The sequence below is a fragment of the Catellatospora tritici genome, assembly GCF_019083965.1.
Taxonomy (GTDB): domain Bacteria; phylum Actinomycetota; class Actinomycetes; order Mycobacteriales; family Micromonosporaceae; genus Catellatospora; species Catellatospora tritici.
The window spans coordinates 53,841-74,080 of the sequence record NZ_JAHRCY010000008.1 but is presented as its reverse complement, the minus strand read 5'-3'; the positions used below and the strand labels follow the sequence as shown (position 1 = coordinate 74,080).

General features: G+C 72.1%; 20 protein-coding genes. 11 read left to right on the top strand and 9 right to left on the bottom strand.

Annotation, left to right across the window (positions count from 1 at the left end; all coding sequences use genetic code 11):
• Positions 1-132 precede the first annotated feature (132 nt).
• The 4 genes from KUA19_RS19475 (at position 133) to KUA19_RS19460 (ending at position 3,805) form a co-directional block, all read left to right on the top strand.
• Positions 133-867, top strand: a complete 735-nt coding sequence (locus KUA19_RS19475) for an N-acetyltransferase (RefSeq protein ID WP_217397496.1) — start codon at positions 133-135, stop codon at positions 865-867.
• Between the two features lie 19 nt (positions 868-886).
• Positions 887-2,098: a non-homologous end-joining DNA ligase gene (ligD, locus tag KUA19_RS19470; RefSeq protein WP_217397494.1), complete on the top strand. Its 1,212-nt coding sequence runs from the start codon at positions 887-889 to the stop codon at positions 2,096-2,098.
• Between the two features lie 211 nt (positions 2,099-2,309).
• On the top strand, positions 2,310-2,936 hold the full coding sequence (locus KUA19_RS19465) for a LysE family transporter (RefSeq protein ID WP_217397492.1): 627 nt from the start codon (positions 2,310-2,312) through the stop codon (positions 2,934-2,936).
• A 140-nt stretch (positions 2,937-3,076) separates the two neighbouring features.
• On the top strand, positions 3,077-3,805 hold the full coding sequence (locus KUA19_RS19460; protein ID WP_217397490.1) for an HAD family hydrolase: 729 nt from the start codon (positions 3,077-3,079) through the stop codon (positions 3,803-3,805).
• On the opposite strand, the gene KUA19_RS19455 is transcribed toward KUA19_RS19460, so the two are convergent.
• Positions 3,780-4,436: a TMEM175 family protein gene (locus KUA19_RS19455; protein ID WP_217397488.1), complete on the bottom strand. Its 657-nt coding sequence runs from the start codon at positions 4,434-4,436 to the stop codon at positions 3,780-3,782. The genes KUA19_RS19460 and KUA19_RS19455 overlap by 26 nt on opposite strands.
• A 44-nt stretch (positions 4,437-4,480) precedes the next feature.
• Positions 4,481-5,152, bottom strand: a complete 672-nt coding sequence (locus KUA19_RS19450) for a DNA alkylation repair protein (RefSeq protein WP_217397486.1) — start codon at positions 5,150-5,152, stop codon at positions 4,481-4,483.
• Between the two features lie 58 nt (positions 5,153-5,210).
• Between KUA19_RS19450 and KUA19_RS19445 the strand changes: the two genes are divergently transcribed.
• A complete protein-coding gene (locus tag KUA19_RS19445) occupies positions 5,211-6,269 on the top strand; it encodes an aminotransferase class V-fold PLP-dependent enzyme (RefSeq protein WP_217397484.1) in 1,059 nt (352 codons plus the stop codon).
• Positions 6,266-6,898, top strand: a complete 633-nt coding sequence (locus KUA19_RS19440) for an acVLRF1 family peptidyl-tRNA hydrolase (RefSeq protein WP_217397944.1) — start codon at positions 6,266-6,268, stop codon at positions 6,896-6,898. Before KUA19_RS19445 ends, KUA19_RS19440 begins: the two co-directional genes overlap by 4 nt.
• A 55-nt stretch (positions 6,899-6,953) precedes the next feature.
• On the opposite strand, the gene ypfJ is transcribed toward KUA19_RS19440, so the two are convergent.
• Complete coding sequence (gene ypfJ / locus KUA19_RS19435; RefSeq protein WP_217397482.1) at positions 6,954-7,979, bottom strand: KPN_02809 family neutral zinc metallopeptidase; 1,026 nt, start codon at positions 7,977-7,979, stop codon at positions 6,954-6,956.
• Positions 7,980-8,130: 151 nt separating this feature from the next.
• On the opposite strand from ypfJ, the gene KUA19_RS19430 reads away from it, so the two are divergent.
• Complete coding sequence (locus KUA19_RS19430; protein WP_217397480.1) at positions 8,131-9,729, top strand: ABC-F family ATP-binding cassette domain-containing protein; 1,599 nt, start codon at positions 8,131-8,133, stop codon at positions 9,727-9,729.
• A 118-nt stretch (positions 9,730-9,847) separates the two neighbouring features.
• Here KUA19_RS19430 and KUA19_RS19425 read toward each other — a convergent pair whose 3' ends face one another.
• On the bottom strand, positions 9,848-11,158 hold the full coding sequence (locus KUA19_RS19425) for a glycosyltransferase family protein (protein ID WP_217397478.1): 1,311 nt from the start codon (positions 11,156-11,158) through the stop codon (positions 9,848-9,850).
• A 147-nt stretch (positions 11,159-11,305) separates the two neighbouring features.
• Here KUA19_RS19425 and KUA19_RS19420 point away from each other — a divergent pair, with 147 nt between their 5' ends.
• The 3 genes from KUA19_RS19420 (at position 11,306) to KUA19_RS19410 (ending at position 14,430) form a co-directional block, all read left to right on the top strand.
• Entirely contained in the window at positions 11,306-11,533 is a 228-nt protein-coding gene (locus tag KUA19_RS19420; protein WP_212825574.1) for a helix-turn-helix domain-containing protein, read from the top strand.
• 36 nt (positions 11,534-11,569) lie between these two features.
• Positions 11,570-12,331, top strand: a complete 762-nt coding sequence (locus KUA19_RS19415; protein WP_217397476.1) for an enoyl-CoA hydratase/isomerase family protein — start codon at positions 11,570-11,572, stop codon at positions 12,329-12,331.
• A 152-nt stretch (positions 12,332-12,483) separates the two neighbouring features.
• Entirely contained in the window at positions 12,484-14,430 is a 1,947-nt protein-coding gene (locus tag KUA19_RS19410; protein ID WP_372451813.1) for an ABC transporter ATP-binding protein, read from the top strand.
• A gap of 18 nt (positions 14,431-14,448) precedes the next feature.
• Here KUA19_RS19410 and KUA19_RS19405 read toward each other — a convergent pair whose 3' ends face one another.
• The 5 genes from KUA19_RS19405 to KUA19_RS19385 all read right to left on the bottom strand — a co-directional run bounded on the left by KUA19_RS19405 (position 14,449) and on the right by KUA19_RS19385 (position 18,658).
• On the bottom strand, positions 14,449-14,886 hold the full coding sequence (locus KUA19_RS19405) for an SCO6045 C-terminal-like domain-containing protein (RefSeq protein WP_217397473.1): 438 nt from the start codon (positions 14,884-14,886) through the stop codon (positions 14,449-14,451).
• Between the two features lie 145 nt (positions 14,887-15,031).
• Positions 15,032-15,862 carry an MbnB/TglH/ChrH family RiPP precursor modification enzyme gene (locus tag KUA19_RS19400; RefSeq protein ID WP_217397472.1) on the bottom strand — a complete coding sequence of 277 codons (831 nt, stop codon included), beginning with the start codon at positions 15,860-15,862 and terminating at the stop codon, positions 15,032-15,034.
• Positions 15,859-16,779, bottom strand: coding sequence for a TIGR04222 domain-containing membrane protein (locus KUA19_RS19395; RefSeq protein WP_217397470.1), 921 nt, complete (start codon positions 16,777-16,779; stop codon positions 15,859-15,861). The genes KUA19_RS19400 and KUA19_RS19395 overlap by 4 nt, the downstream gene beginning before the upstream one ends.
• A 46-nt stretch (positions 16,780-16,825) precedes the next feature.
• Positions 16,826-17,590: a dimethylargininase gene (ddaH, locus tag KUA19_RS19390; RefSeq protein ID WP_217397468.1), complete on the bottom strand. Its 765-nt coding sequence runs from the start codon at positions 17,588-17,590 to the stop codon at positions 16,826-16,828.
• Positions 17,591-18,085: 495 nt separating this feature from the next.
• Entirely contained in the window at positions 18,086-18,658 is a 573-nt protein-coding gene (locus KUA19_RS19385) for a TetR/AcrR family transcriptional regulator (protein WP_217397466.1), read from the bottom strand.
• Between the two features lie 196 nt (positions 18,659-18,854).
• Between KUA19_RS19385 and KUA19_RS19380 the strand changes: the two genes are divergently transcribed.
• Positions 18,855-20,168: a DUF2637 domain-containing protein gene (locus KUA19_RS19380; protein ID WP_217397464.1), complete on the top strand. Its 1,314-nt coding sequence runs from the start codon at positions 18,855-18,857 to the stop codon at positions 20,166-20,168.
• Positions 20,169-20,240: the final 72 nt, after the last annotated feature.

Genomic DNA, 20,240 nt, shown 5'->3' with positions numbered 1-20,240 from the left:
TCAAACCCCCGATTGCCGGGCAACTTGAACGATCTTGACAGGTCATACCCCCGAGTGCCCGGCAACTTGAACGATCTTGGGTGGGCCGTTAACCGGTTGTCGCGATCGGGCGGGTGTAGCAGGCTGCGGGCCATGCGCATCTCCGTCCTCGCCGACCGTCCCGACCTGCTCGAGCCGCTCTGGGGCATGCCCTCCCCGTGGCCGGAGTTCATGCGGCACGACCCGATCTCATCGATCTACTACAACGTGGCGCACCTGATCTTCCCCGAGTTCGTCCTGGTCGCCGAGCATCCGGACGAGCCGGGCACAGTGGTCTCGCAGGCGTACAGCATCCCGTTCCAGCTGGTCGGCGACGAACTGCCCGACGACGGCTGGGACGGGGCGATCCGGCGCGGCATCCGCACCCACCTCGCCGGGGACACCCCGAACATCGTCTCCGCGATCGAGATCGGCATCCGCAAGGACATGCAGGGCAAGGGGCTGTCGTCGCTGATGCTGGCCGCGATGCGCGACAACGCGGCCCGGCTCGGCTTCACCGACCTGGTCGCGCCGGTGCGGCCCAACGGCAAGACCGACCCCGACGAACCGATGAGCGTGTACGCGTTCCGCACACGCCCCGACGGGCTGCCCGTCGACCCGTGGCTGCGGGTACACGTACGTGCCGGGGGAGTGATCGAGAAGGTGGCGCCGCGCTCCATGGTCATCCCCGGCACCCTGGCCGAGTGGCGCGACCGCACCGGCCTGCCGTTCGACGCCGACGGCCCGGTGCATGTGCCCTTCGCGCTGACCCCGGTCAACGTCGACGTCGCGCACGACAGCGCCGTCTACGTCGAGCCCAACGTCTGGGTCCGCCACCGCACCGCCTGAGCTTCCCTACAGTGGGGGCATGGGGAAGGCAGAGGTGTTGGAGGTCGGCGGGCGTGAGGTCACCATCACCAATCCGGACAAGGTGGTGTTCGCCGCGAGCGGTCTCACCAAGCTGGACCTGGTGCGGTACTACCTCGGGGTCGCCGATGGGGCGCTGCGTGGCGTACGCGGTCGGCCGATGATCCTCAAGCGGTTCGTCAAGGGCATCGACGAGGAGGCGTTCTTCCAGAAACGGGCGCCGGAGAAGCGGCCGGACTGGATCGAGGTCGCCGAACTGCGCTACGCGTCGGGCACCTCGGCCGAGGAGGTCGTGGTGCGCGACGCGGCCGCGCTGGCCTGGGTGGTGAACCTGGGCTGCGTCGACCTCAACCCGCACCCGGTCCAGGCCGAGGATCTGGACCACCCCGACGAGCTGCGCATCGACCTGGACCCGATGCCGGGCTCGGACTGGCCGCAGATCCTCGACGTGGCCCAGGTGGCCCGGGAGGTGCTGGAGGAGCACGGGCTCACCGCCTGGCCGAAGACCTCGGGTTCGCGCGGCTTCCACATCTACGCCCGGGTGGCCCCGGACTGGACCTACCCGCAGGTGCGGCTGGCCGCCGAGGCGGTGGCCCGCGAGGTCGAGCACCGCGTGCCGGACCTGGCCACCAGCAGGTGGTGGAAGGAGGACCGGGAGGGCGTGTTCGTCGACTTCAACCAGAACGCCAAGGACCGCACGGTGGCCTCGGCGTACTCGGTGCGGGCGACGCCCGACGCGCGGGTGTCGACGCCCCTGGACTGGGACGAGGTGCCCACCTGCCGGGCCGAGCGGTTCACCCTGTCCACCGTCGCCGCCCGCTTCGCCGAACGCGGCGACCCGTGGGCGGGCATGGACTCGGCGACCGGCTCGCTGGACGGCCTGCTGGCGTTGGCCGAGCGGCTCGGCCCGGCCGAGAAGCCGCCGAAGGGCACCGGTCGCCGCCAGTCGACCATGCCGCTGATCGAGATCGCGCGCGCCAAGACCAAGGACGAGGCGCTGGCCGGGTTCGAGCGGTGGAAGGCCCGCCACGGGGCCGTGGCCGACCTGCTTCAGCCGATCGACGTGCTGGTGGACGGCATGCGCGGGCGCAGTTCGGTCTGGTACCGCATCCGGGTCAACCTGCAGCATGTGCCGCAGGATCAGCGCCCGCCCCAGGAGCGCCTCGAGGTCGACTACGACCCGTTCCCCGCGCACACCACCGACGCCCGTTAAGAAGGGGCCCTTCCGCTACGTAAAGCGATAAGAGGGGGCCCTTCCTTACCTCGCGGCATCGACGCGAAAATGGAGTGCGGGGGTCGGGGCGGGCGGGCAGTATGGCCGCCATGACCACTCACTCTTCGCGCGTCGCGCCCCTGTCCGCCACGGCGGAAGGACGGGGTCGACAGCAGCGTGGGTCCGTGGCCGGAGCGAGCCTGCTCCGCTCGTGACCGCCGCGTTCGTGGCGGGCCTGCTGGCGGGGTATGGCGTAGCCGTGCCCGTCGGGGCGATCGCCCTGCTGCTGATGAGCCTCACCGCTCGGACCAACCTGCGGATCGGTGCCGGGGCCGCCCTCGGCGTCGCCGCCGCCGACGGGATCTACGCCCTGGTCGCCGTGCTCGGCGGTGCCGCGCTGGCCCGCTGGATCGAGCCGATCGCCGGTCCGCTGCGCTGGATCGCCGTCGCCATCCTGGTCTGCCTCGCCGCGCACACCGCGTACGGGGCGATCAGCCACTACCGCGACCCGGCCCGCGCCCGGGAGGCCTCCGGCCTGAACACACCCGGGCGGGCGTTCGCCGCTCTGCTGGGGCTGACCCTGCTCAACCCGATGACGATCGTCTACTTCGGCGCGCTGGTGCTCGGCGGCACCGCGTCGGACGGTATCGCGGGCTGGCAGGGCGCGGTGTTCGTGGTCGCGGCGTTCCTGGCCTCGGCGAGCTGGCAGCTGCTGGTGGCCGGGAGCGGGGCGCTGGTCGGCCGGGCGCTGTCCGGGCCGAAGGGTCGGCTGGCCACCGCGCTCGCCTCCAGCGCCATGATCCTGGGGCTCGCGGTGTGGACGCTCGCCTCCGGCTGATGACCGGACGCGGGCCGCGTGACCGCCGTCCGCAGGTGGACCAGGGGAAGGTTCACCTGCGGACGGCACCACCGGATGCGCGGGCGCCCGCGGCGTACGGTGCCGTGGTCCGGGGCGGGTGATCGTGGCAGAGTAGCGCCATGCTGCCTACCCCTGCCGCGCTGCTGCTCGACTTCGGCGGTGTGATCGTCGAATCGCGAAAATCCGAGGAACCGTACACCCGGCTGGTGCAGCGCGTGCGCCAGCTCGTGGCCGGTGCGCTGACCGACGAGGAGATCCAGGCCTCGCTGGAGCACGCCGACGCCGAGCGCGACCGGCTGCGCGAGGAGACCGAGAACTGCCTGGAGCTCAGCCACGAGCACCTGTGGGGCGAGCTGGTCGCGGCCCAGTGGCCCGCGGTCGCGCGGGCGACGGTGCTCGTGCACGCCGGCGACCTGACCCGGATGTGGGCGCTGCGGCCGAGTTGGAACCTGCGCAAGGGCATCGCCGACCTGCTCGACTTCACCGTGGGGCGGGGTATGCCGGTGGCGGTGGTCAGCAACACCCGGTCCGGGCAGGCGCACCGCGACGTCCTCGACGAGCTGGGCGTCACCGGGGCGCTGGCGACCCAGATCTACAGCGACGAGCTGGGGGTGTACAAGCCGCACCCGAGCATGATCTGGGCGGCCACCCGCGAGCTGGGCGTCGAACCGGCCGCCTGCTGGTTCGTCGGCGACCAGCCCGACCGCGACATCGCCTGCGCGCGCAGGGCGGGCACCGGCGCGGCGATCCTGATGCCGCACGGCAAGGCCCGCGAGAGCGAGCACACCCCGGACGTGGTGGTCGCCGACGGGCACGAGCTGCTCACTCTGCTGCGCCAGTCGCTGTGAGGTCGGCGTCGCCCTCGTCGGCGTCATCGCCGTAGCGTTTGATCCAGCGCCGCGCCGCGATGGCCTGCATCACCGGCAGGAAGGCCAGCAGCGGCAGCGCCAGGTTTCCCAACGGTATGGCGACCAGCAGCGTCACCACCATCGCGGCGGTGGCGACGACGCCTCGCCGCACCGACCGTTCGATGGCCTTCCGGCGGTCGGGTCGCTGCAGCACCGGGCGATGCCGGATGCGCAGTGACAGCAGCAGTCCCGACAGCGCGATGAAGGTCAGGTTCACCATGTACAGCACGGCCGCGCCGCTGTCGTGGCCCACCTCGTAGGTCAGCACGGCTGTGGGCACCGGAAGGAACACCACCCCGAGCAGCCACAGGATGTTGAGCATCAGCACGCCCTCGCCCACGCGGGCGAGGTTCTCGAAGATGCGCCGGTGCACCCTCCAGAACAGCGACACCACCAGGAACGACGTCACGAAGGCCAGGAAGTCGCCCGCGTGCTCGCCGACCAGCCGCCCGACCGGCACGACGGCGGCCTCCTTGGCGGTGTCCACCAGCGGCAGCACCAGCAGGGTGAGCGCGATCGCGACCACCCCGTCGGTGAACGCCATGGTGCGGCCCAGCGAGTTGGACTCCACACCTCGTCCTACCACGGGCGCTCGGCCCACCGGGGCGGGTCGGCTCAGCCCAGGTGCTTGAGCGCCTCGCGCCTGGACAGGCCGGACAGCTCGGGGTGCGCGGTGACGAAGGCGCGGACCGCGGCGGGGTCGGTGCGGGCGTACTGGCGCAGCGCCCAGCCGATCGCCTTGCGGACGAAGAAGTCCGGGTGGTCGGCCCGCGCGGCACAGTAACCGAACAGCCGCTCGGCGTCGGTGGCCTGCCCGTACGCGAGCTGGTGCAGGATCGAGGCGCGGATCAGCCACACCCGGTCGCCGCGGTTCCACTCGTCCATCGTCGCGACCAGTTCCGGATGCCGGGCGACCAGCACCCCGACGACGTGCGGGGCCAACGTGTCGACCGTTTCCCACCAGGACTTCGTCACGATGAGGTGGCGGGCCGTGTCCAGGAAGTCGGGCCGCAGCACCTTGGCGTGGCGGCGCAGCACCAGCAGGGCGGCGTACTGGTACTCCCGCTCGGGTCGCTGCCAGCACGCCAGCGCCAGCTCCCGCAGTTGCTCCTGGTCGGGTTTCGGCAGTCCGGCCTCGGCCGCCCGCACCACAGCCCGTACGCCCGGATTGGGCACACCCAGGAAGTCGAACTGGTCCCGCAGGTATGCCCGCATCGCCGGGGCCCGCTCCGGGTCCGCCGCCGCGGTCAGCCCCGCCTCCAGCCGGGCCAGCAACTGCTGCGCCATGCCACCACTCCCGTATTGGCCCGCGTATGTTCCCGCAGCTCGGTGGAATACTGCGGTCATGAACACTAATCCGACCGGTTCGCCCGTGGCCGAGCTGGCCCACCTGTGGGCCGCCGAGCCCGGGTTTCTGAACACGGCCAGCTTCGGCCTGCCGCCGACTCCGGCGTGGGACGCGCTGCAGGCGGCGCAGGACGACTGGCGGGCCGGGCGGGTCTCCTGGGAGGGCTGGGCCGAGTCGACCGAGCTGGCGCGGGCGGCGTACGCCCGGATCATCGGGGTCGACGTCGCCGATGTCGCGGTCGGATCCCAGGTGTCGCAGATGCTCGCGTCGGTCGCCGACGCGGTGCCCGACGGCGGCGTGGTGCTGGTGCCGGAGCGCGAGTTCACCTCGGCGGTGTTCCCGTTCGCGGTCCAGGCCGACCGCGGCGTGACCGTGCGGACCGCACCGCTGGAGGAGCTGGCCGAGCACCTCGACGCCGGGGTCGACGTCGTGTCGTTCGCGCTGGTGCAGTCGCTGGACGGCCGGGTCGCCGACTACGCGGCCATCGTCGCGGCGGCGCGCGCCGCCGGGGCGTGGGTGGTCGTCGACGCGACCCAGGCCTGCGGCTGGCTGCCGTTCGACGGCGCACTGGCCGACGTGGTCGTCGCCGGGGCGTACAAGTGGATGATGTCCCCGCGCGGCACCGGCTTCGCCTACCTGGCCCCCGGACTGCGCGAGCGGCTGCGGCCGTCGCAGGCGGGCTGGTTCGCCGCCGAGGACGTGCACGGCGGCTACTACGGCCTGCCGCTGCGCCTGGCCAAGGACGCCCGCGCCTTCGACGTGTCGCCGGTCTGGCACGCCTGGGTCGGCACCGCGCCCGCGCTGGAGCTCATCGAGCGGATCGGCGTGGCCAACATTCAGGCCCACGACCTCGCCCTGGCCAACCGCTTCCTCGCCGGGCTCGGGCTGCCGCCGCGTGACAGCGCCATCGTCACCGTCGACGTGCCCGGGGCCGAGCAGAAGCTGGCCGCCGCGGGCATCCGCGCCGCGGTACGCGGTGGGCGGGTCCGGGCGGCGTTCCACGTCTACACCACGCAGGCCGATGTGGACGCCGCCGTCGCGGCGCTGCTGTCCTGATGGTCGCCAAGCCCGCCGAGGGCGGGGGCCGCTGGGTCGAGGTGCAGCCGCGGCGGCTGCGCCGCTGGCTGGACGGGTTCTACTCGCGGCACGACGGCGCAACCGAGGAGGGGCTGAAGCTGCTGGCCGCCAATGGCGACACCGCGCTGCTGCTGCCGCCGCCCGGCCTGCCCGAGGTCGCCGACGTGGACACGCTGCTGGCCGAACTGGCCGTGCCGCGTCGGCTCGGGCTGCTGCTGGCGCGGCGCAACGCGGTGGCGGTCGGGGTGGCCGACGGCGACGAGCTGATCTCGTCCAAGGTGGACACGTTCTACGTGCAGGCGCGGACGGCGGCGGGGGGCTGGTCGCAGCAGCGGTACGCCCGGCGCCGGGACAACCAGGCCAGCGCGGCGGCGCAGAGCGCGGCGGACGTGGCGGCGCGGATCCTGCTGCCGTACGCGGACAGCCTGTCCGCCCTGGTCTGCGGCGGCGACCGGTCCACCATCGAGTCGATCCTCACCGACAAACGCCTGGAACCCCTGCTCCCGCTACGCCACGAGCGCCTGCTCGACGTCCCCGAACCCCGCCACGCCGTGCTGGTCGACGCCGTCACCCTCGCCCACAACATCCGCATCCACCTCGTGCCCTGAGGAAAGGAAGGGCACCTTCTTATCGCTTCGCGTAGAAGAAGGTGCCCTTCCGAACCTAACCGCCGAACGTGTTGCACTGCCTTGGGTCGCCGGTGGTGTAGCCCTGGTTGAACCACTGCTGGCGTTGCTGGGACGAGCCGTGGGTGAAGGCGTCCTGGTTGATCTGGGCACCGGCCTTCTGCTGGATCGCGTCGTCGCCGACGGCGGCGGCAGCCTCCAGGGCCTGGTCGATGTCCTGCTGGGTGACGCTCTTGAACAGCGGGGCACCGGTGGCGTCGGTGGTCTTGCTCGCCGCGTTGGCCCAGACGCCCGCGTAGCAGTCGGCCTGCAGCTCCATCGCGACCGAGTACCGGTTGGCGTTGGCGGGGTCGCGCTGCTGTGCCCGGCGCACCTGCGCCTCGGTGCCGGTCAGGGTCTGGATGTGGTGGCCGTACTCGTGGGCGAGCACGTAGGCCTGGGCGAACTGGCCCTTGGCGCCGAACCGGCTGGCCAGCTCGTTGTAGAAGGCCAGGTCGATGTACACGTGGTTGTCGCCGGGGCAGTAGAACGGGCCGACGCCGGAGGTGGCCGGGCCGCACGCGGTGTTGACCGAGCCGGTGAAGTACCGGGTGGTCGCCTTCTGGTACGGCTGCCCGAAGTACTGCGGCATGGCGCTCTGCCAGTAGTTCTGGATCGAATTGATGTAGAGCAGGTTGCGGCAGGCGGCGTCGTTGAACCGGTCGGGGTTGTCCTTCGAGCATTTCGTGGCCAGGTCGCCGGTGGAGCCGGAGTCGCCGGGCTGCTGCTGGGTGGCGGGCTGGTTCACCCCGCCGAGGCCGCTGAAGATGCCGGAGCCGCCGCCGGTGCACAGCAGGATGCCGACGCACAGCGCCCCGACCAGGAGCACCACCATGCCGATCTTGCTGCGCATGAGGCTGGGCAGCAGGGCGCCCAGGCAACCGGCACCGGCGCCGCCCATGCCGCCGCCGCCACCGCCGCCCATGGGTGGAAAGTTGAAGCCGCCTCCGCCGCCACCGCCACCCTGGCCGCGCATGTCCTCGACCTGTGACGGATCGAGTTCAGCGTTTTCATTGATGCTCACGTTCGCCAGCCTAGGCATTTTTGTGGGCAATTACACCTAAATCAGGGCGCTCCACAGGCAAATGCCGTGGCAGGTGGGGTCCGCGGCCCCGGTAGAATGGGTTCCTCATTCCCCGCGCCACCCGGTGGCCACCCCGACCTGGGAGAGATACATGATCACGGCCACCGGTCTGGAGCTGCGCGCGGGCGCGCGCATCCTGCTGGGGGAGACCACCCTGCGGGTCCAGCCCGGCGACCGTATCGGCCTGGTCGGCCGTAACGGCGCGGGCAAGACCACCACCCTCAAGGTTCTCGCGGGCGAAGGCATGCCCTACGCGGGCCAGGTCGACCGGCGCGGGCCGGTCGGCTACCTGCCACAGGACCCGCGCACCGGCGACCTCGACATCACCGCCGCCGACCGGGTGCTGTCGGCCCGCGGCCTGGACGTGCTGCGCAACGAGATGAAGGCCCTGGAGGGCCGCCTGGCCGAGGACGAGAAGTTCATGCGGCGCTACGGGCAGCTGGAGGACCAGTTCTCCGCACTCGGCGGCTACGGCGCCGAGTCCGAGGCCGCCCGCATCTGCGCCAACCTCGGCCTGCCCGACCGCGTGCTCGCGCAGACCCTGGGCACCCTCTCCGGCGGCCAGCGCCGCCGCATCGAGCTGGCCCGGATCCTGTTCCGCGACGCCACCGAGACCGGCGGCGGCATCCTGCTGCTCGACGAGCCGACCAACCACCTCGACGCCGACTCCATCACCTGGCTGCGCAGCTTCCTCAGCGGCCACAAGGGCGGCCTGGTGGTCATCTCCCACGACGCCTCGCTGCTGGACGCCGTCGTGAACAAGGTCTGGTATCTCGACGCCAACCGCTCGACCGTCGACGGCTACAACATGGGCTGGAAGACGTACCTGGAGGCGCGCGAGACCGACGAGCGGCGCCGCAAGCGGGAGCGTGCCAACGCCGAGAAGAAGGCCGGGGCGCTCATGGCGCAGGCCGACAAGCTGCGGGCCAAGGCGACCAAGACGATCGCCGCGCAGAACATGGCCAAGCGCGCCGAGAAGATGATCTCCGGGCTGGACGAGGTGCGCGCCGCCGACAAGGTGGCCAAGGTGCGCTTCCCCACCCCGGCGGCCTGCGGCAAGACGCCGCTGACGGCGGAGGGCCTGTCGAAGTCGTACGGCTCGCTGGAGATCTTCACCGACGTCAACGTCGCGGTGGACCGCGGTTCGCGCGTGGTCATCCTCGGCCTCAACGGCGCGGGCAAGACCACCCTGCTGCGGATGCTCGCGGGCATGCTGGAGCCCGACACCGGCGAGGTGAAGGCCGGTCACGGGCTGCGCCTGGGCTACTACGCCCAGGAGCACGAGACGCTGGAGGTCGATCGCACCATCCTCGACCACATGCGCTCGGCCGCGCCGGAGCAGACCGACACCGAGCTGCGCCGCATCCTGGGCGCGTTCCTGTTCAGCGGCGACGATGTGGACAAGCCCGCGGGCGTGCTGTCCGGCGGCGAGAAGACCCGGCTGGCGCTGGCCACCCTGGTCTGCTCGGGTGCCAACGTGCTGCTGCTCGACGAGCCCACCAACAACCTCGACCCGGTCAGCCGGGAGCAGGTGCTCGACGCGATCGCCCGCTACCCCGGCGCGATCGTGCTGGTCACCCACGACCCGGGTGCCGTGTCGGCGCTCAAGCCCGACCGCGCCATCCTGCTGCCCGACGGCGACGAGGACGCCTGGTCCGACGACCTGCTCGAACTCGTCGAACTCGCCTGACCTGGCTGCGCCCGCCGACGGCGTTGAGAAGGGCCCCTCATACCTCGCCAAGCGATAAGAAGGGGCCCTTCCTTTCCTTGCGGAGCGGGGCCGGCCGAGGCGGTCTCGGCGTGCGGCGTCACCAGGGGGTCGCGAGCACCGCCTCGATCACCATCGCCGCCATGGCGCCGACGGCCACCAGGATGAGCGGGGAGGCCACCGGTTCGCCGCCGGGGCGTTCGGGGGCCACCGCGGCCAGGGTCAGCCAGGGGAAGTACGGCAGCCACGCGTGCTCGACGCCGCCGCGCGCCAGCCCAGCCCCGATCGAGAACAGCACCGCCGCGCCCGCGCCGACCAGGAACGGCCAGCCCGGGGTGTTGCGCACCTTGCGCAGGCTCGGATAGAGCGCCGGACCGGCCGCCAGCAGCAGCGCGCACACACTGATCAGGCTCCACCACAGCACCGAGCGATGCGGCTCGATGCGCTGGTTGAAGTCGTCGTACGCCGCGCCCAGCCCGTCGGTCCAGGTGAAGCCCAGCCGCGCCGCGCCCAGCACCGGCAGCAGCGCGCCGAGTCCGCTGAACAGGTTGAGGGCGGCCCGGCGGCGCGCGAAGTACAGGCACACCACCGACAGCCCCAGCCACGCCGCCGCGTACGAGAACAGCGCCGCCACCCCGAGCAGCAGCCCGGCCGCCACCGCCCACAGCGCCGCGCGCCAGCCGTGCCGTCGCGTCGCGCGCACCCCGGCCAGCGTCATCGCCGCCCCGATCGTGGCGACCACCGCGTCCATCGACACCGCCACCCACACCGCGTACGGCGCGAGCACCAGCACCGGCGCGTACGCCCGCGCGGTCACCTCGCCGCCCATGTCCCGCACCGCCGCCAGGATCAGCGGCAGCGACAGCGCCCCGACCGCGGTGACCAGTAGCGCCAGCGTCAGGTGGCTGCTGACGCCGAGCCGCTGCACCGCCCACAGCAGCAGCACCGGCGCGGGCGGATGGCCGCGGGTGGCGGTGGTGTGCTCGGCCGAGCGGCTGGTGAACGTACGCAGGTAGTCCAACGGATGGTCGCCGACCTCCTGCACGTCGCCCAGGTAGCTGTCCGGCGACAGCGAACGGGTGAACCCGTCGGCCCCGTCGACCAGAGCCAGCGCGGCCGCCCAGGCGAACATCGCCACCGCCGAGCCGGAACTGATCGCCCACCACGGCAGTCGATGGATCCAACCGCGCCAGGCGGCCACCAGGACGGCCCCGGCGACCATGGGCGCGAGGACCGACAGCGGTGAGACCTTGAGCCGGAAGCTGCCGAGGAACGGGGCGCTGGCGGTGCCGAGCCGGGCCCCGGCGCGCACCGCCACCCAGGTCACGAGCAGGCCGATGCCGACCAGCAGGGACCAGCCCAACAGGTCTCGCCACTGCCTGGCGCGGTCGCTCGCGGGTTCAGCCGTCATGGCGCCATACGCTATATGCGGGCTATCGGGTACCCGACAGCACCTTGCGTGTCGGTTGGCATGGAATTGATATCTAGCGCATGATCGTCGGAGGCGGTCTAATAGGTGGGACCGCAACCGCATCGTCCGGGACGTGAGGAAGTCAACATGGCAGCCACCGGTACAGCTACCGCCACCGAGAAGGGTCGCCGGATCGTCGGCACCGAACGCCAGACGCTCGCCAAGGACCTCGTGAAGCGCTACACGTCGGGTGAGAGCATCCGCGCGCTGGCAGCGTCTACTGGTCGCTCGTACGGATTCATCCACCGCGTGCTCACCGAGTCCGGTGTGGCGCTGCGGCAGCGCGGCGGAGCCAGGCGGCGGAAGAAGGCATGATTCCGCTTGCACCAAGGCAGCAGTGGGAGCCGGCCGATGTCTGACGAGACAGCGACCGGCTTTCGCGTACTTGTCGAGGGTCCAGTCGCGACGGTGACATTGGACCGTCCGCAGGTGCGCAACGCGCAGACCCCGGCCCTGTGGGCGGCGCTGAGCGAGTTCGCGCGTGGCCTGTCCGGCGATGTGCGGGTGGTGGTCCTGCGCGGGGAGGGGCGGTCGTTCTCCGCGGGCCTGGACCTGAGCGTGGTCGCCGGGGGCGAGTTCCAGGAACTGGCCCGGATCAGTCCGGAGGCGTGCGCCGACCGGATCGCCGAGTTCCAGCAGGCCTTCTCGTGGCTGCGGCGCCCTGACCTGATCACCGTCGCGGCCGTGCAGGGGCATGCCATCGGCGCCGGATTCCAGCTGGCGCTGGCCTGTGACCTGCGGATCGCCGCCGACGACGCGGTGTTCGCGATGGCCGAGGTGACCCTCGGGCTGGTGCCCGACCTCACCGGCACCAAGCGGCTGGTCGAGCTGGTCGGCTACGGCCGGGCCCTGGAGCTGTGCGTGACCGGCCGGAAGGTCGGCGCGGCCGAGGCCGAGCGGATCGGCCTGGTGAACCTGGTCGTGGCGCGCGACGAGCTGGACGCGGCCGCCGCTGACCTGGCGCAGGCGGTGCTCGCCGGGCAGCGCGACGCGGTGATCGAGATCAAGGCGCTCCTGTCCGGCGCTTCCGGGCGCGGTTATCCGGAACAGGAACGGGCCGAACGCGAAGCGCAGACCCGCCGTATTCGAGATCTGGCCGGACTGGGCGAGTAGGCATTCCGCTTTCGTCCTCGAATTGCGTTCGCGATATCATTAGCCCCGCTAAGGAATTTTCCGTTTCCGGGTCGCGTTAAATCCGGCTGACCGAGCGGAATAGCGAGAGGCACGTAATGCATCCAGGTGGCGCGGGGGGCATGGAACAGCTGATGCGTTCCATGCGAAGAGGGCAGAGTGTCGAGGACCGCAAGATAGGTCGGCAGACCGCCAAGCGGATCCTCGGGTTCGCCCGCCCGTACCGGACCGAGATCACGGTGTTCCTGGTGACCATCGTGCTCGGCGCGGTCATCGGCGTGGCGACCCCGCTGCTGGCCAAGGACGTCGTCGACGTGATCGCGCCGCCGCGCGGAGCCGCGCCCGACCCCGACGCGGCCGCGACGGTGATCCGGATCGCGCTGTACATCGCGGCCCTGGCCGTGCTCAGCGCGCTGTTGTCGCTGGCCGAGCGCTACTACTCGGCCCGCATCGGCGAGGGCCTCATCTACGACCTGCGGACCCAGGTCTACGACCACGTGCAGCGGCTGCCCGTGCAGTTCTTCACCCGGGCCCAGACCGGTGCCCTGGTCAGCCGGCTCAACAACGACGTGCTCGGCGCCCAGCGCGCGTTCACCAGCACGCTGTCCGGCGTCGTCGGCAACATCATCCAGCTCGTGCTGACCGCGGGCGTCATGCTCACGCTGAGCTGGCAGATCACGGTGCTGTCCCTGGTCCTGCTGCCGATCTTCATCCTGCCCGCGCGCCGGGTCGGACACCGGCTGGCGGAGATCACCAAGGAGTCGTACGACCTCAACGCCCGCATGCAGGCCACCATGACCGAACGGTTCGGGGTGGCCGGGGCGCTGCTGGTGAAGCTGTTCGGCCGCCCCGAGGTGGAGGCGGACCGGTTCGCCCGGCGGGCCGGGCGGGTGCGCGACATCGGCGTGGAGAGCGCCATGTACTCGCGCACCTTCTTCGCCGCCATGATGCTGGTCGCCGCGCTGGCCCAGGCCTTGGTCTACGGCCTGGGCGGCTGGTACGCGGTCCAGGGCCAGATCGAGGCGGGCACCGTGGTCGCCCTGGCCCTGCTGCTGACCCGCCTGTACGGCCCGATCACCGCCCTGTCCAACGTCCGCGTCGACGTGATGGGCGCCCTGGTCTCCTTCGACCGGGTCTTCGAGGTCCTCGACCTGGACCCGGCCATCGCCGAGAAGCCCGACGCGGTCGACCTGCCGCCCCGTGCGGCCCGCGTCGAGTTCCGCGACGTGGTGTTCCGCTACCCGACCGCCAGCGAGGTGTCGCTGGCCTCGCTCGAAGACGTGGCCGTCCTCGACCGGGTCGCCACCGAGCCGGTGCTGCGCGGCGTCTCGTTCACGGTCGAGCCGGGGCAGCTGGTCGCGCTGGTCGGGCCGTCCGGTGCGGGCAAGTCCACCACCTCGATGCTGGTCAGCCGGATGTACGACGCCACCTCCGGCGCCGTGCTCGTCGGCGGCGTCGACGTGCGCGACGCGACGCAGCAGTCGCTGCGCGACACCATCGGCGTGGTCACCCAGGACGCCCACCTGTTCCACGAGACCATCGCCGAGAACCTGCGCTACGCCAAGCCCGACGCCACCGACGACGAGCTGTGGGCCGCGCTGCGCGCCGCGCAGATCGAGACCCTGGTCCGCAACACCCCCGACGGCCTCGAGACGGTCGTGGGCGAGCGAGGCTACCGCTTCTCCGGCGGCGAGAAGCAGCGCATCGCCATCGCCCGGCTGCTGCTCAAGGCCCCGTCCATCGTCATCCTCGACGAGGCCACCGCGCACCTGGACTCCGAGAGCGAGGCCGCGGTGCAGCAGGCGCTCACCACCGCGTTGACCGGCCGCACCTCGTTGGTCATCGCGCACCGGCTGTCGACCGTGCGCGAGGCCGACCAGATCCTGGTGCTCGACGGCGGCCGCATCGTCCAGCGCGGTACGCACGAGCAGCTGCTCGCCGCGGGTGGGCTGTACGCCGACCTCTACCGCACGCAGTTTCTCGCGACAGGGTCACCGCGAGCCGGGGAGCTGGACTCGGTCACCGATTCGGCCACGGGCCCGGGGCCGGCGGCCGATCCACAGGCCGTCGCGCTGGGCTAACGTGGGGCTGGGCTACCGTCACCAGCGGTGGACACGTCCGCGCCAGCGGACCAGGAACACCCCGCCGACCCGGCGCAGGCCGAGACCCCGGCGGGGACGGGGCGCGGAGCTGCTGTCGTACGACCACAGCAGCTCCCGCTCTGCCAGCTCCAGCGCGGCCGCCCCGGTCGGCGGATGCGCCCGCGCGTAGTCCCAGCCGTCACGCAGCGAGCCCTGCGGCGGCCGTCCCGCCGCCCACGCGCCGAACTCCGCCGCCCACCGGCCCGGACCGGCCGAAGCCGCCAGCAGCGGCCACACCCGGGCCACCTCACCGGCCCGCTTGCGCAGCAGCGCGTCACGGGTGGCGCCGACGTCCCGCGCCACGAACCCACCGGGCAGCTCACCCCCGCCCACCAGCGCCCGGACCAGCTCCTCCTGCCGCCGCGCCAATTCGTCCCGCCACGCCTCGCCCGTCACGCCATCCCCCCGCGCCGCCCTCGCGTGCCGTTGGTCGGTGCAGTTTCGGGGAAAGTGCGCGAACTCCGGCCGTGATTCCCGCAGTTTCCCCGAGACTGCACCCTCGGCCGGCGCCTCGCGGCGGGCGTTCGCCCGGCGGCGGGGGTCACGTGATCACCGGGTAGCCGGCGGCGTGAGCGATGCCATCGAGGTCGGCGCGCAGGGCGTCGGCGGGCGGGTAGTCGCCGTCACGCTCCAGCAGCAGCGCGGGCGGCCGGGACCGGTCGCACAGCTCGCGCAGCAGCTCCAGCACCTCCCACGGCACCGGGTCGGTGTGCGTGTCGTGGTAGTGGCCGCCGCGCTCGGAACCGCCCGCGACGTGGACGTAGGCCACCCGGTCGAGCGGGAGTTCGGCGAGCAGGGCCAGCGGGTCGGTGCCGCGGTTGCGGGCGTTGGCATACACGTTGGCGATGTCGAGCAGCAGCAGCGCGCCGGTGCGGTCCAGCACCTCGGTCAGGAACTGGGCCTCGGTGAGCTCGTCGTCGGGCCAGTCGAACAGGGCCGCGATCGGCTCCAGCGCCAGCGGCACGTCCAGTTCGGCGGTGGTCCGGGCGACGTTGGCCGCGATCGCCGCGACCGCCGCCCGACTGCGCGGCACCGGCAGCAGGTGCCCGGCCTCCAACCCGCCCGCGCGCACGTACGCGATGTGCTCGCTGACCAGCGGCGCCCGCAGCACCCGCGCGCAGTGGGCCAGGTGCTCGACGCGGTGCGGGTCGACCGGTTCGGCGCCGCCGAGGGACAGTTTCACCCCGTGCGGCACCACGGCCACCCCGGCGCGGGCCAGGTCGGCCAGTGCCGGGTGCGGCTCGCCGTGGCCGCGGTGCGGCACCGACTCGGCGACCACCTCGACGAAGCGCAGTCCGGGCAGCTCCGCCACGAATCCGGCGATCTCGGGCCGCCAGCCGATGCCGACCCCGCGCCCGGCCAGCGGGGTCATCCGCCGCACCCACCGCCGCCGCAGGACGAGCCACCGCCACAGGACGAGCCGCCGCCGCACGACGAGCCGCCGCTGCAGGAGGAGCCGGTGCTGCACGAGTAGGTGGTGCTGCCGTCGGCGCCGGTCGTCCGGCGGACCTGCTCGATCTGGGCCTCGGCGGCGAACGCCGGGTCGGCGCTCCATAGCGCGGCCGCCCCGAACAGGCCCACGCCCATGGCCGCGCTCGTCGCGCCGTACGTGGCCCAGGAGGGCTGCTGGCCGGGGGACAGGTGGAAGTAGTGGCGACGGGCGTCGACCAGCGCCCGGTCGGCGGCCCTGGTGCGGGTCGGGCGGCGCAGCAGCAGAATCAGGCCCACGACCAGCAGCGGGACCATGACCAGCACGAGGTACACGATGGGCCGGTCGTTGCGGATGCCCGACCAGGCCCGCAGCAGCCCCAGCGCGAACAGCGCGAGCAGCACGTGGGCGCCGCGCCGGGCACTGCGGGCGACGTCGGGGGAGACCACCAGGCCCGCCCGCTCCAGCGAGGAGCGCAGCTCCTCCAGCGCCGCGGCCACGGCCCGGTCGGCGCTCAGTTGGCTGGTCCGAGCGCTGTTGCTCGTCGCATGCAGCACCGCGGCGTCCAGCGAGGTCGACCCCGCGGGCAGGCCGCCGCGCCGCTGCAGGCGACCGTCCTGGGTCGTCTCGATCACGTGGGACTGGCGCAGGAACGCCAGCGACGCGTAGATGGCCATGCGCGGCCCGCCGCTGAGGTACGCGGCCTGCTGCGGCGTGAGTTGGTCGACGCGCACCGAGTCCGGTCCGGCGAACAGCCGCCGCCGGCGGACCAGCGTGCCGACCAGCACCACCGCGATCAGGCCGAGGTAGAGCCACAGGAACGTGGGCCCGGGGATGCCCCAGGTGGCACCGTCGTCCATGAAGGTCTCCTTCGTCGAGAGGGGCCTTCATGATGCGCCCTGCGTGCTACCTACCGGGAACCAGGACCGACAGGCAGGTCACGCAGCCTTCGAGCTTCTCGAACTCGCCGATGTCGACGACCACCGGCCGGAAACCCAGGTCCACCAGCAGTTCGGCGGTACGCGGGGCGGAGGAGGCCAGCAGGATCCGGTCGCCGCCCAGCGGCACCACGTGGCAGCCGCCCTCTTCGGCCACCGGGCGTACGGCCGGGAACAGCCCGGTCGGCACCAGGTGCGGCAGGGCCAGGAAGGTGCCGTCGGGCAGCGCGGTCACCGCCGACTTCAGGTGCAGCACCTCGCCCAGCGGCACCGCGACCACGGTGCGGCCCAGCGGTGCCAGCAGCTCGCGCAGCTGCCGGATCGCCTCGCCGTTGGTACGCCCGCCGCGTCCGACGTAGACGGTCGAGCCGACCTGCAGCACGTCACCGCCGTCGAGGGTGCCCGGTTCGGCGATGCGCGCCACGCGCAGGCCGAGCTCCCGCACGGCCGCCTCGGCCCCGGCCGCCTCCGCCCGCCGCGTCACCGCCCCGGAGTGGGCGAGCACCGCGAGGTCGTCGACGACGATGACCTGGTCCTCGATGAACACGGCGTCGGGGCAGTCGTCGGCCTCCGGCGCGTAGCGCGGGGCCCAGCCGTGTTCGGCCAGCGCTCGCCCGTACGCCTCGTGCTGGGCCAGGGCCAGGTCGAGGTCGACGGGGGAGCGGTCGATGTGGGTGACGATGCCCTCGGCCAGGCGGTGGCCGGGGCGGCGCAGCAGTGCGGTGCCGGTCAAGCGATCACTTCTTCTTGTTGACGTTGACGACCACGAGCGTGACGACCACGGCGACGATCACGATGACCGCGCAGACGCAGCCGAGCAGCAGCACGTGCCAGGGACGCAAGGATGTTGTCATGGGGCCGTACGGTAGTCGCGGCTCGCCACCCAGGAAAATGCTCTTGCCGATGCCCCGATCGCGTGGATAGATTCGCGGTACACGGGAAAGGAGGTGGTCCAGCTTTGAGTAGCTACAGGACACGTGAGGTGGCTGCCCGCTAGGCGGCTGTCATCGACTGATCTTCGTCGAGACCATCAGGCTCGATGGAATGGTCGAGGCCGTGTGTCAGCGGCCCGGCGAATTCCAGGTAGCCACCCGAGCCCCGGGGGATGTCCGGTTTTGTCCGACCGGCTCGCGCACCCGCGCGAAACCCCGGGGTTCGTCATGTCCGGCCCCGCCACATGTTCGGCCCCGCCACGCTCGGTCCCGTTCCTCGGGACGCCGCCCCGGCGTCAGCGCCGGCGGACCGTTTCCTCGATCAGGTCCAGCACCGGGCCGAAGTCGTCGGCCGAGCCGCCCATCGCCAGCCGCTTGACCAGCCCGTCGTACGCCAGCTCCAGGAAGTGCGTGAGCACGTCCAGCGGCACGTCCTCGCGCAGCACGCCCGCCCCGGCCTGGCGCTGCAGACGCTCGCGGGTGGCGCGGTCGATCGCGTCGGAGTGCTGCGCCCATCGCTTGGCGAAGGCCGGATCGGTACGCAGCCGTCGGGCCACCTCCAACTGGGTGCCCAGCCAGCCTGCCGCGTCGGGGTCCCCGGCGTGGGCCAGCAGGTCGCGCATCACCTGCACCAGACCGTTGGCGGCCACGGTCGCGGCCATCTCCACCGCGTCGTCCTCGGCCACGGCCAGGAACAGCGAGTCCTTGTCGCGGAAGTGGTGGAAGATCGCGCCCCGGGACAGCCCGGTGGCCTGCTCCAGGCGGCGCACCGTGGCGCCCTCGTAGCCGTAGCGGGCGAAGCAGGCGCGGGCCGCCGCGAGGATCTCGTGGCGGCGGGCATCTAGCTGGTCCTGACTCACCCTGGGCACAAGGCGATCTTCGCAGGTCGCCCGGCCACATGCAATCCGTACGTACGGCTTGACCATGGGTGACGTGGCTGCGACGCGTCGCGCTTGACACCTCGGCATGGAAGAATCCTCGCGGCTGCCGTCGCGTCGCGCGACGGAAGCGGTCGGGTGGGTCGGCGGACGCCGCGTGCCCGGTTCACCGGGGAGGGTGCGCGCTGTGGATCTCAACCTGTTGACGACGACCTGGGTGCCGACCTGGGTCATGGTGCTCGTCGTGTCGGTGCTGACAATCTCGCTGTTCGCGGGACTGCCGCTGGCGCGGGCCGCGGGGCGCCGCCGGGGGCACCGGCTGGCCCACCCGGGCGCGTTCACCACGCGCCGGGAGAAGGCCAAGGACACCGCGACCTTCCTGGCCGCGCTGATCCCGACGGTGCTGGTCTGGCTGTCGGTGATGGGGGTGTCCTTCATCGGTCTGACCGGCTTCGCCCGGGACGTGATGTCGTGGGACCACTGGACCAACATCCTGGTGCCGCTCAGCCTGGACGGCATCAGCATCTCGTTCGGCGCCTGGGCGTTCGTGGCGGTCAAGCGCGGTCGGCACCCAGGCCGGGCGTACAAGATCGTGCTCGCCGCCGCGACGGTGTCGGCGACGCTGAACTTCGTGCACGGGCGCGACGAGTGGTCCCTGTGGGCAGGCCTCTACCTGGCCTTCCTCTCCTTCGCGGGGATGGCGATGTTCCACGAGCTGCTGGACCAGTTCATGGCCGCGTACGACGACGAGGTGGCGCTCAAGACCCGCTACCCGCGCTTCGGCCAGCGCTGGCTCTACGCGCCGCTGTCGACGTTCGCCGCCCGCCGCGCCTGGGTGGTGTACCCGCCGCTGGAGGGAATCCGCCCCAGCGTGCGCAACGCGCTGGCGCACCTGGAGGAGGTCCGTGAGGCCAAGCGCCAGCGCCGCCTGCACGGCGCGCTGCTGGTGCGCGAGGAGCAGCAGGCCAAGCTGGTCGAGGTACAGGCGCGTGCCGAGGTGCGCCGGGCCCGCAGCGCCGCCTGGCGCGGCGGCGAGCCGCCCCGCAACGGCGTCCCGGTGCAGCACCATCACCAGCCGGTCCAGCACCACCCCGCTCCGGTCGCGCCGCCGCCCCCGCCGCCCGCGCCGCAGCCGGAGCCGCAGCCGATGTCGCAGGAGCTGGTGCCGGAGCGCGACGAGCGCGGCTCGTTCCTCGACCCGGAGCTGCGCGCCACGCTGGAGTCGGTGTGGAGCGCCCCGTCCGGCCGGGAGCCGATGGGCCACCGCCCGCTGTCGGACACCTCCGAAATCACCGCGCGCGGCATGCTCAACCACATCCAGGAGCCGGTGCAGCAGATGATCGCCGCCGCGCTGTCGCGCGGCGAGGAGGTCACCGTGGGCGGCGTACGTGAGTGGGCCACCCGGGAGTACGGCCGCACGCCCAGCGAGAACTGGGCCCGCCAGCAGATAAAGGCGGCGCGGTCGCGGGACACGTTCGGCGTCGACGCAGACTTGGTGTGATACGAGTAGATTTCGTTTCTGGCAGGTTTCCCGGACCGCAGGGGGCTTCACCAGCGTGTCCCCCGTCACGTA

Excerpts from the sequence above, each read along its gene's own strand:
- KUA19_RS19450 (WP_217397486.1), bottom strand. The coding sequence starts at position 5,152 with ATGGCGCAGCAGTTGCTGGCCCGGCTGGAGGCGGGGCTGACCGCGGCG.
- KUA19_RS19420 (WP_212825574.1), top strand. The coding sequence starts at position 11,306 with ATGGCAGCCACCGGTACAGCTACCGCCACCGAGAAGGGTCGCCGGATC.
- KUA19_RS19445 (WP_217397484.1), top strand. The coding sequence starts at position 5,211 with ATGAACACTAATCCGACCGGTTCGCCCGTGGCCGAGCTGGCCCACCTG.
- KUA19_RS19475 (WP_217397496.1), top strand. The coding sequence starts at position 133 with ATGCGCATCTCCGTCCTCGCCGACCGTCCCGACCTGCTCGAGCCGCTC.
- KUA19_RS19395 (WP_217397470.1), bottom strand. The coding sequence starts at position 16,779 with ATGGACGACGGTGCCACCTGGGGCATCCCCGGGCCCACGTTCCTGTGG.
- KUA19_RS19430 (WP_217397480.1), top strand. The coding sequence starts at position 8,131 with ATGATCACGGCCACCGGTCTGGAGCTGCGCGCGGGCGCGCGCATCCTG.
- KUA19_RS19425 (WP_217397478.1), bottom strand. The coding sequence starts at position 11,158 with ATGACGGCTGAACCCGCGAGCGACCGCGCCAGGCAGTGGCGAGACCTG.
- KUA19_RS19415 (WP_217397476.1), top strand. The coding sequence starts at position 11,570 with ATGTCTGACGAGACAGCGACCGGCTTTCGCGTACTTGTCGAGGGTCCA.
- KUA19_RS19400 (WP_217397472.1), bottom strand. The coding sequence starts at position 15,862 with ATGACCCCGCTGGCCGGGCGCGGGGTCGGCATCGGCTGGCGGCCCGAG.
- KUA19_RS19410 (WP_372451813.1), top strand. The coding sequence starts at position 12,484 with ATGCGTTCCATGCGAAGAGGGCAGAGTGTCGAGGACCGCAAGATAGGT.
- KUA19_RS19460 (WP_217397490.1), top strand. The coding sequence starts at position 3,077 with ATGCTGCCTACCCCTGCCGCGCTGCTGCTCGACTTCGGCGGTGTGATC.
- ligD (WP_217397494.1), top strand. The coding sequence starts at position 887 with ATGGGGAAGGCAGAGGTGTTGGAGGTCGGCGGGCGTGAGGTCACCATC.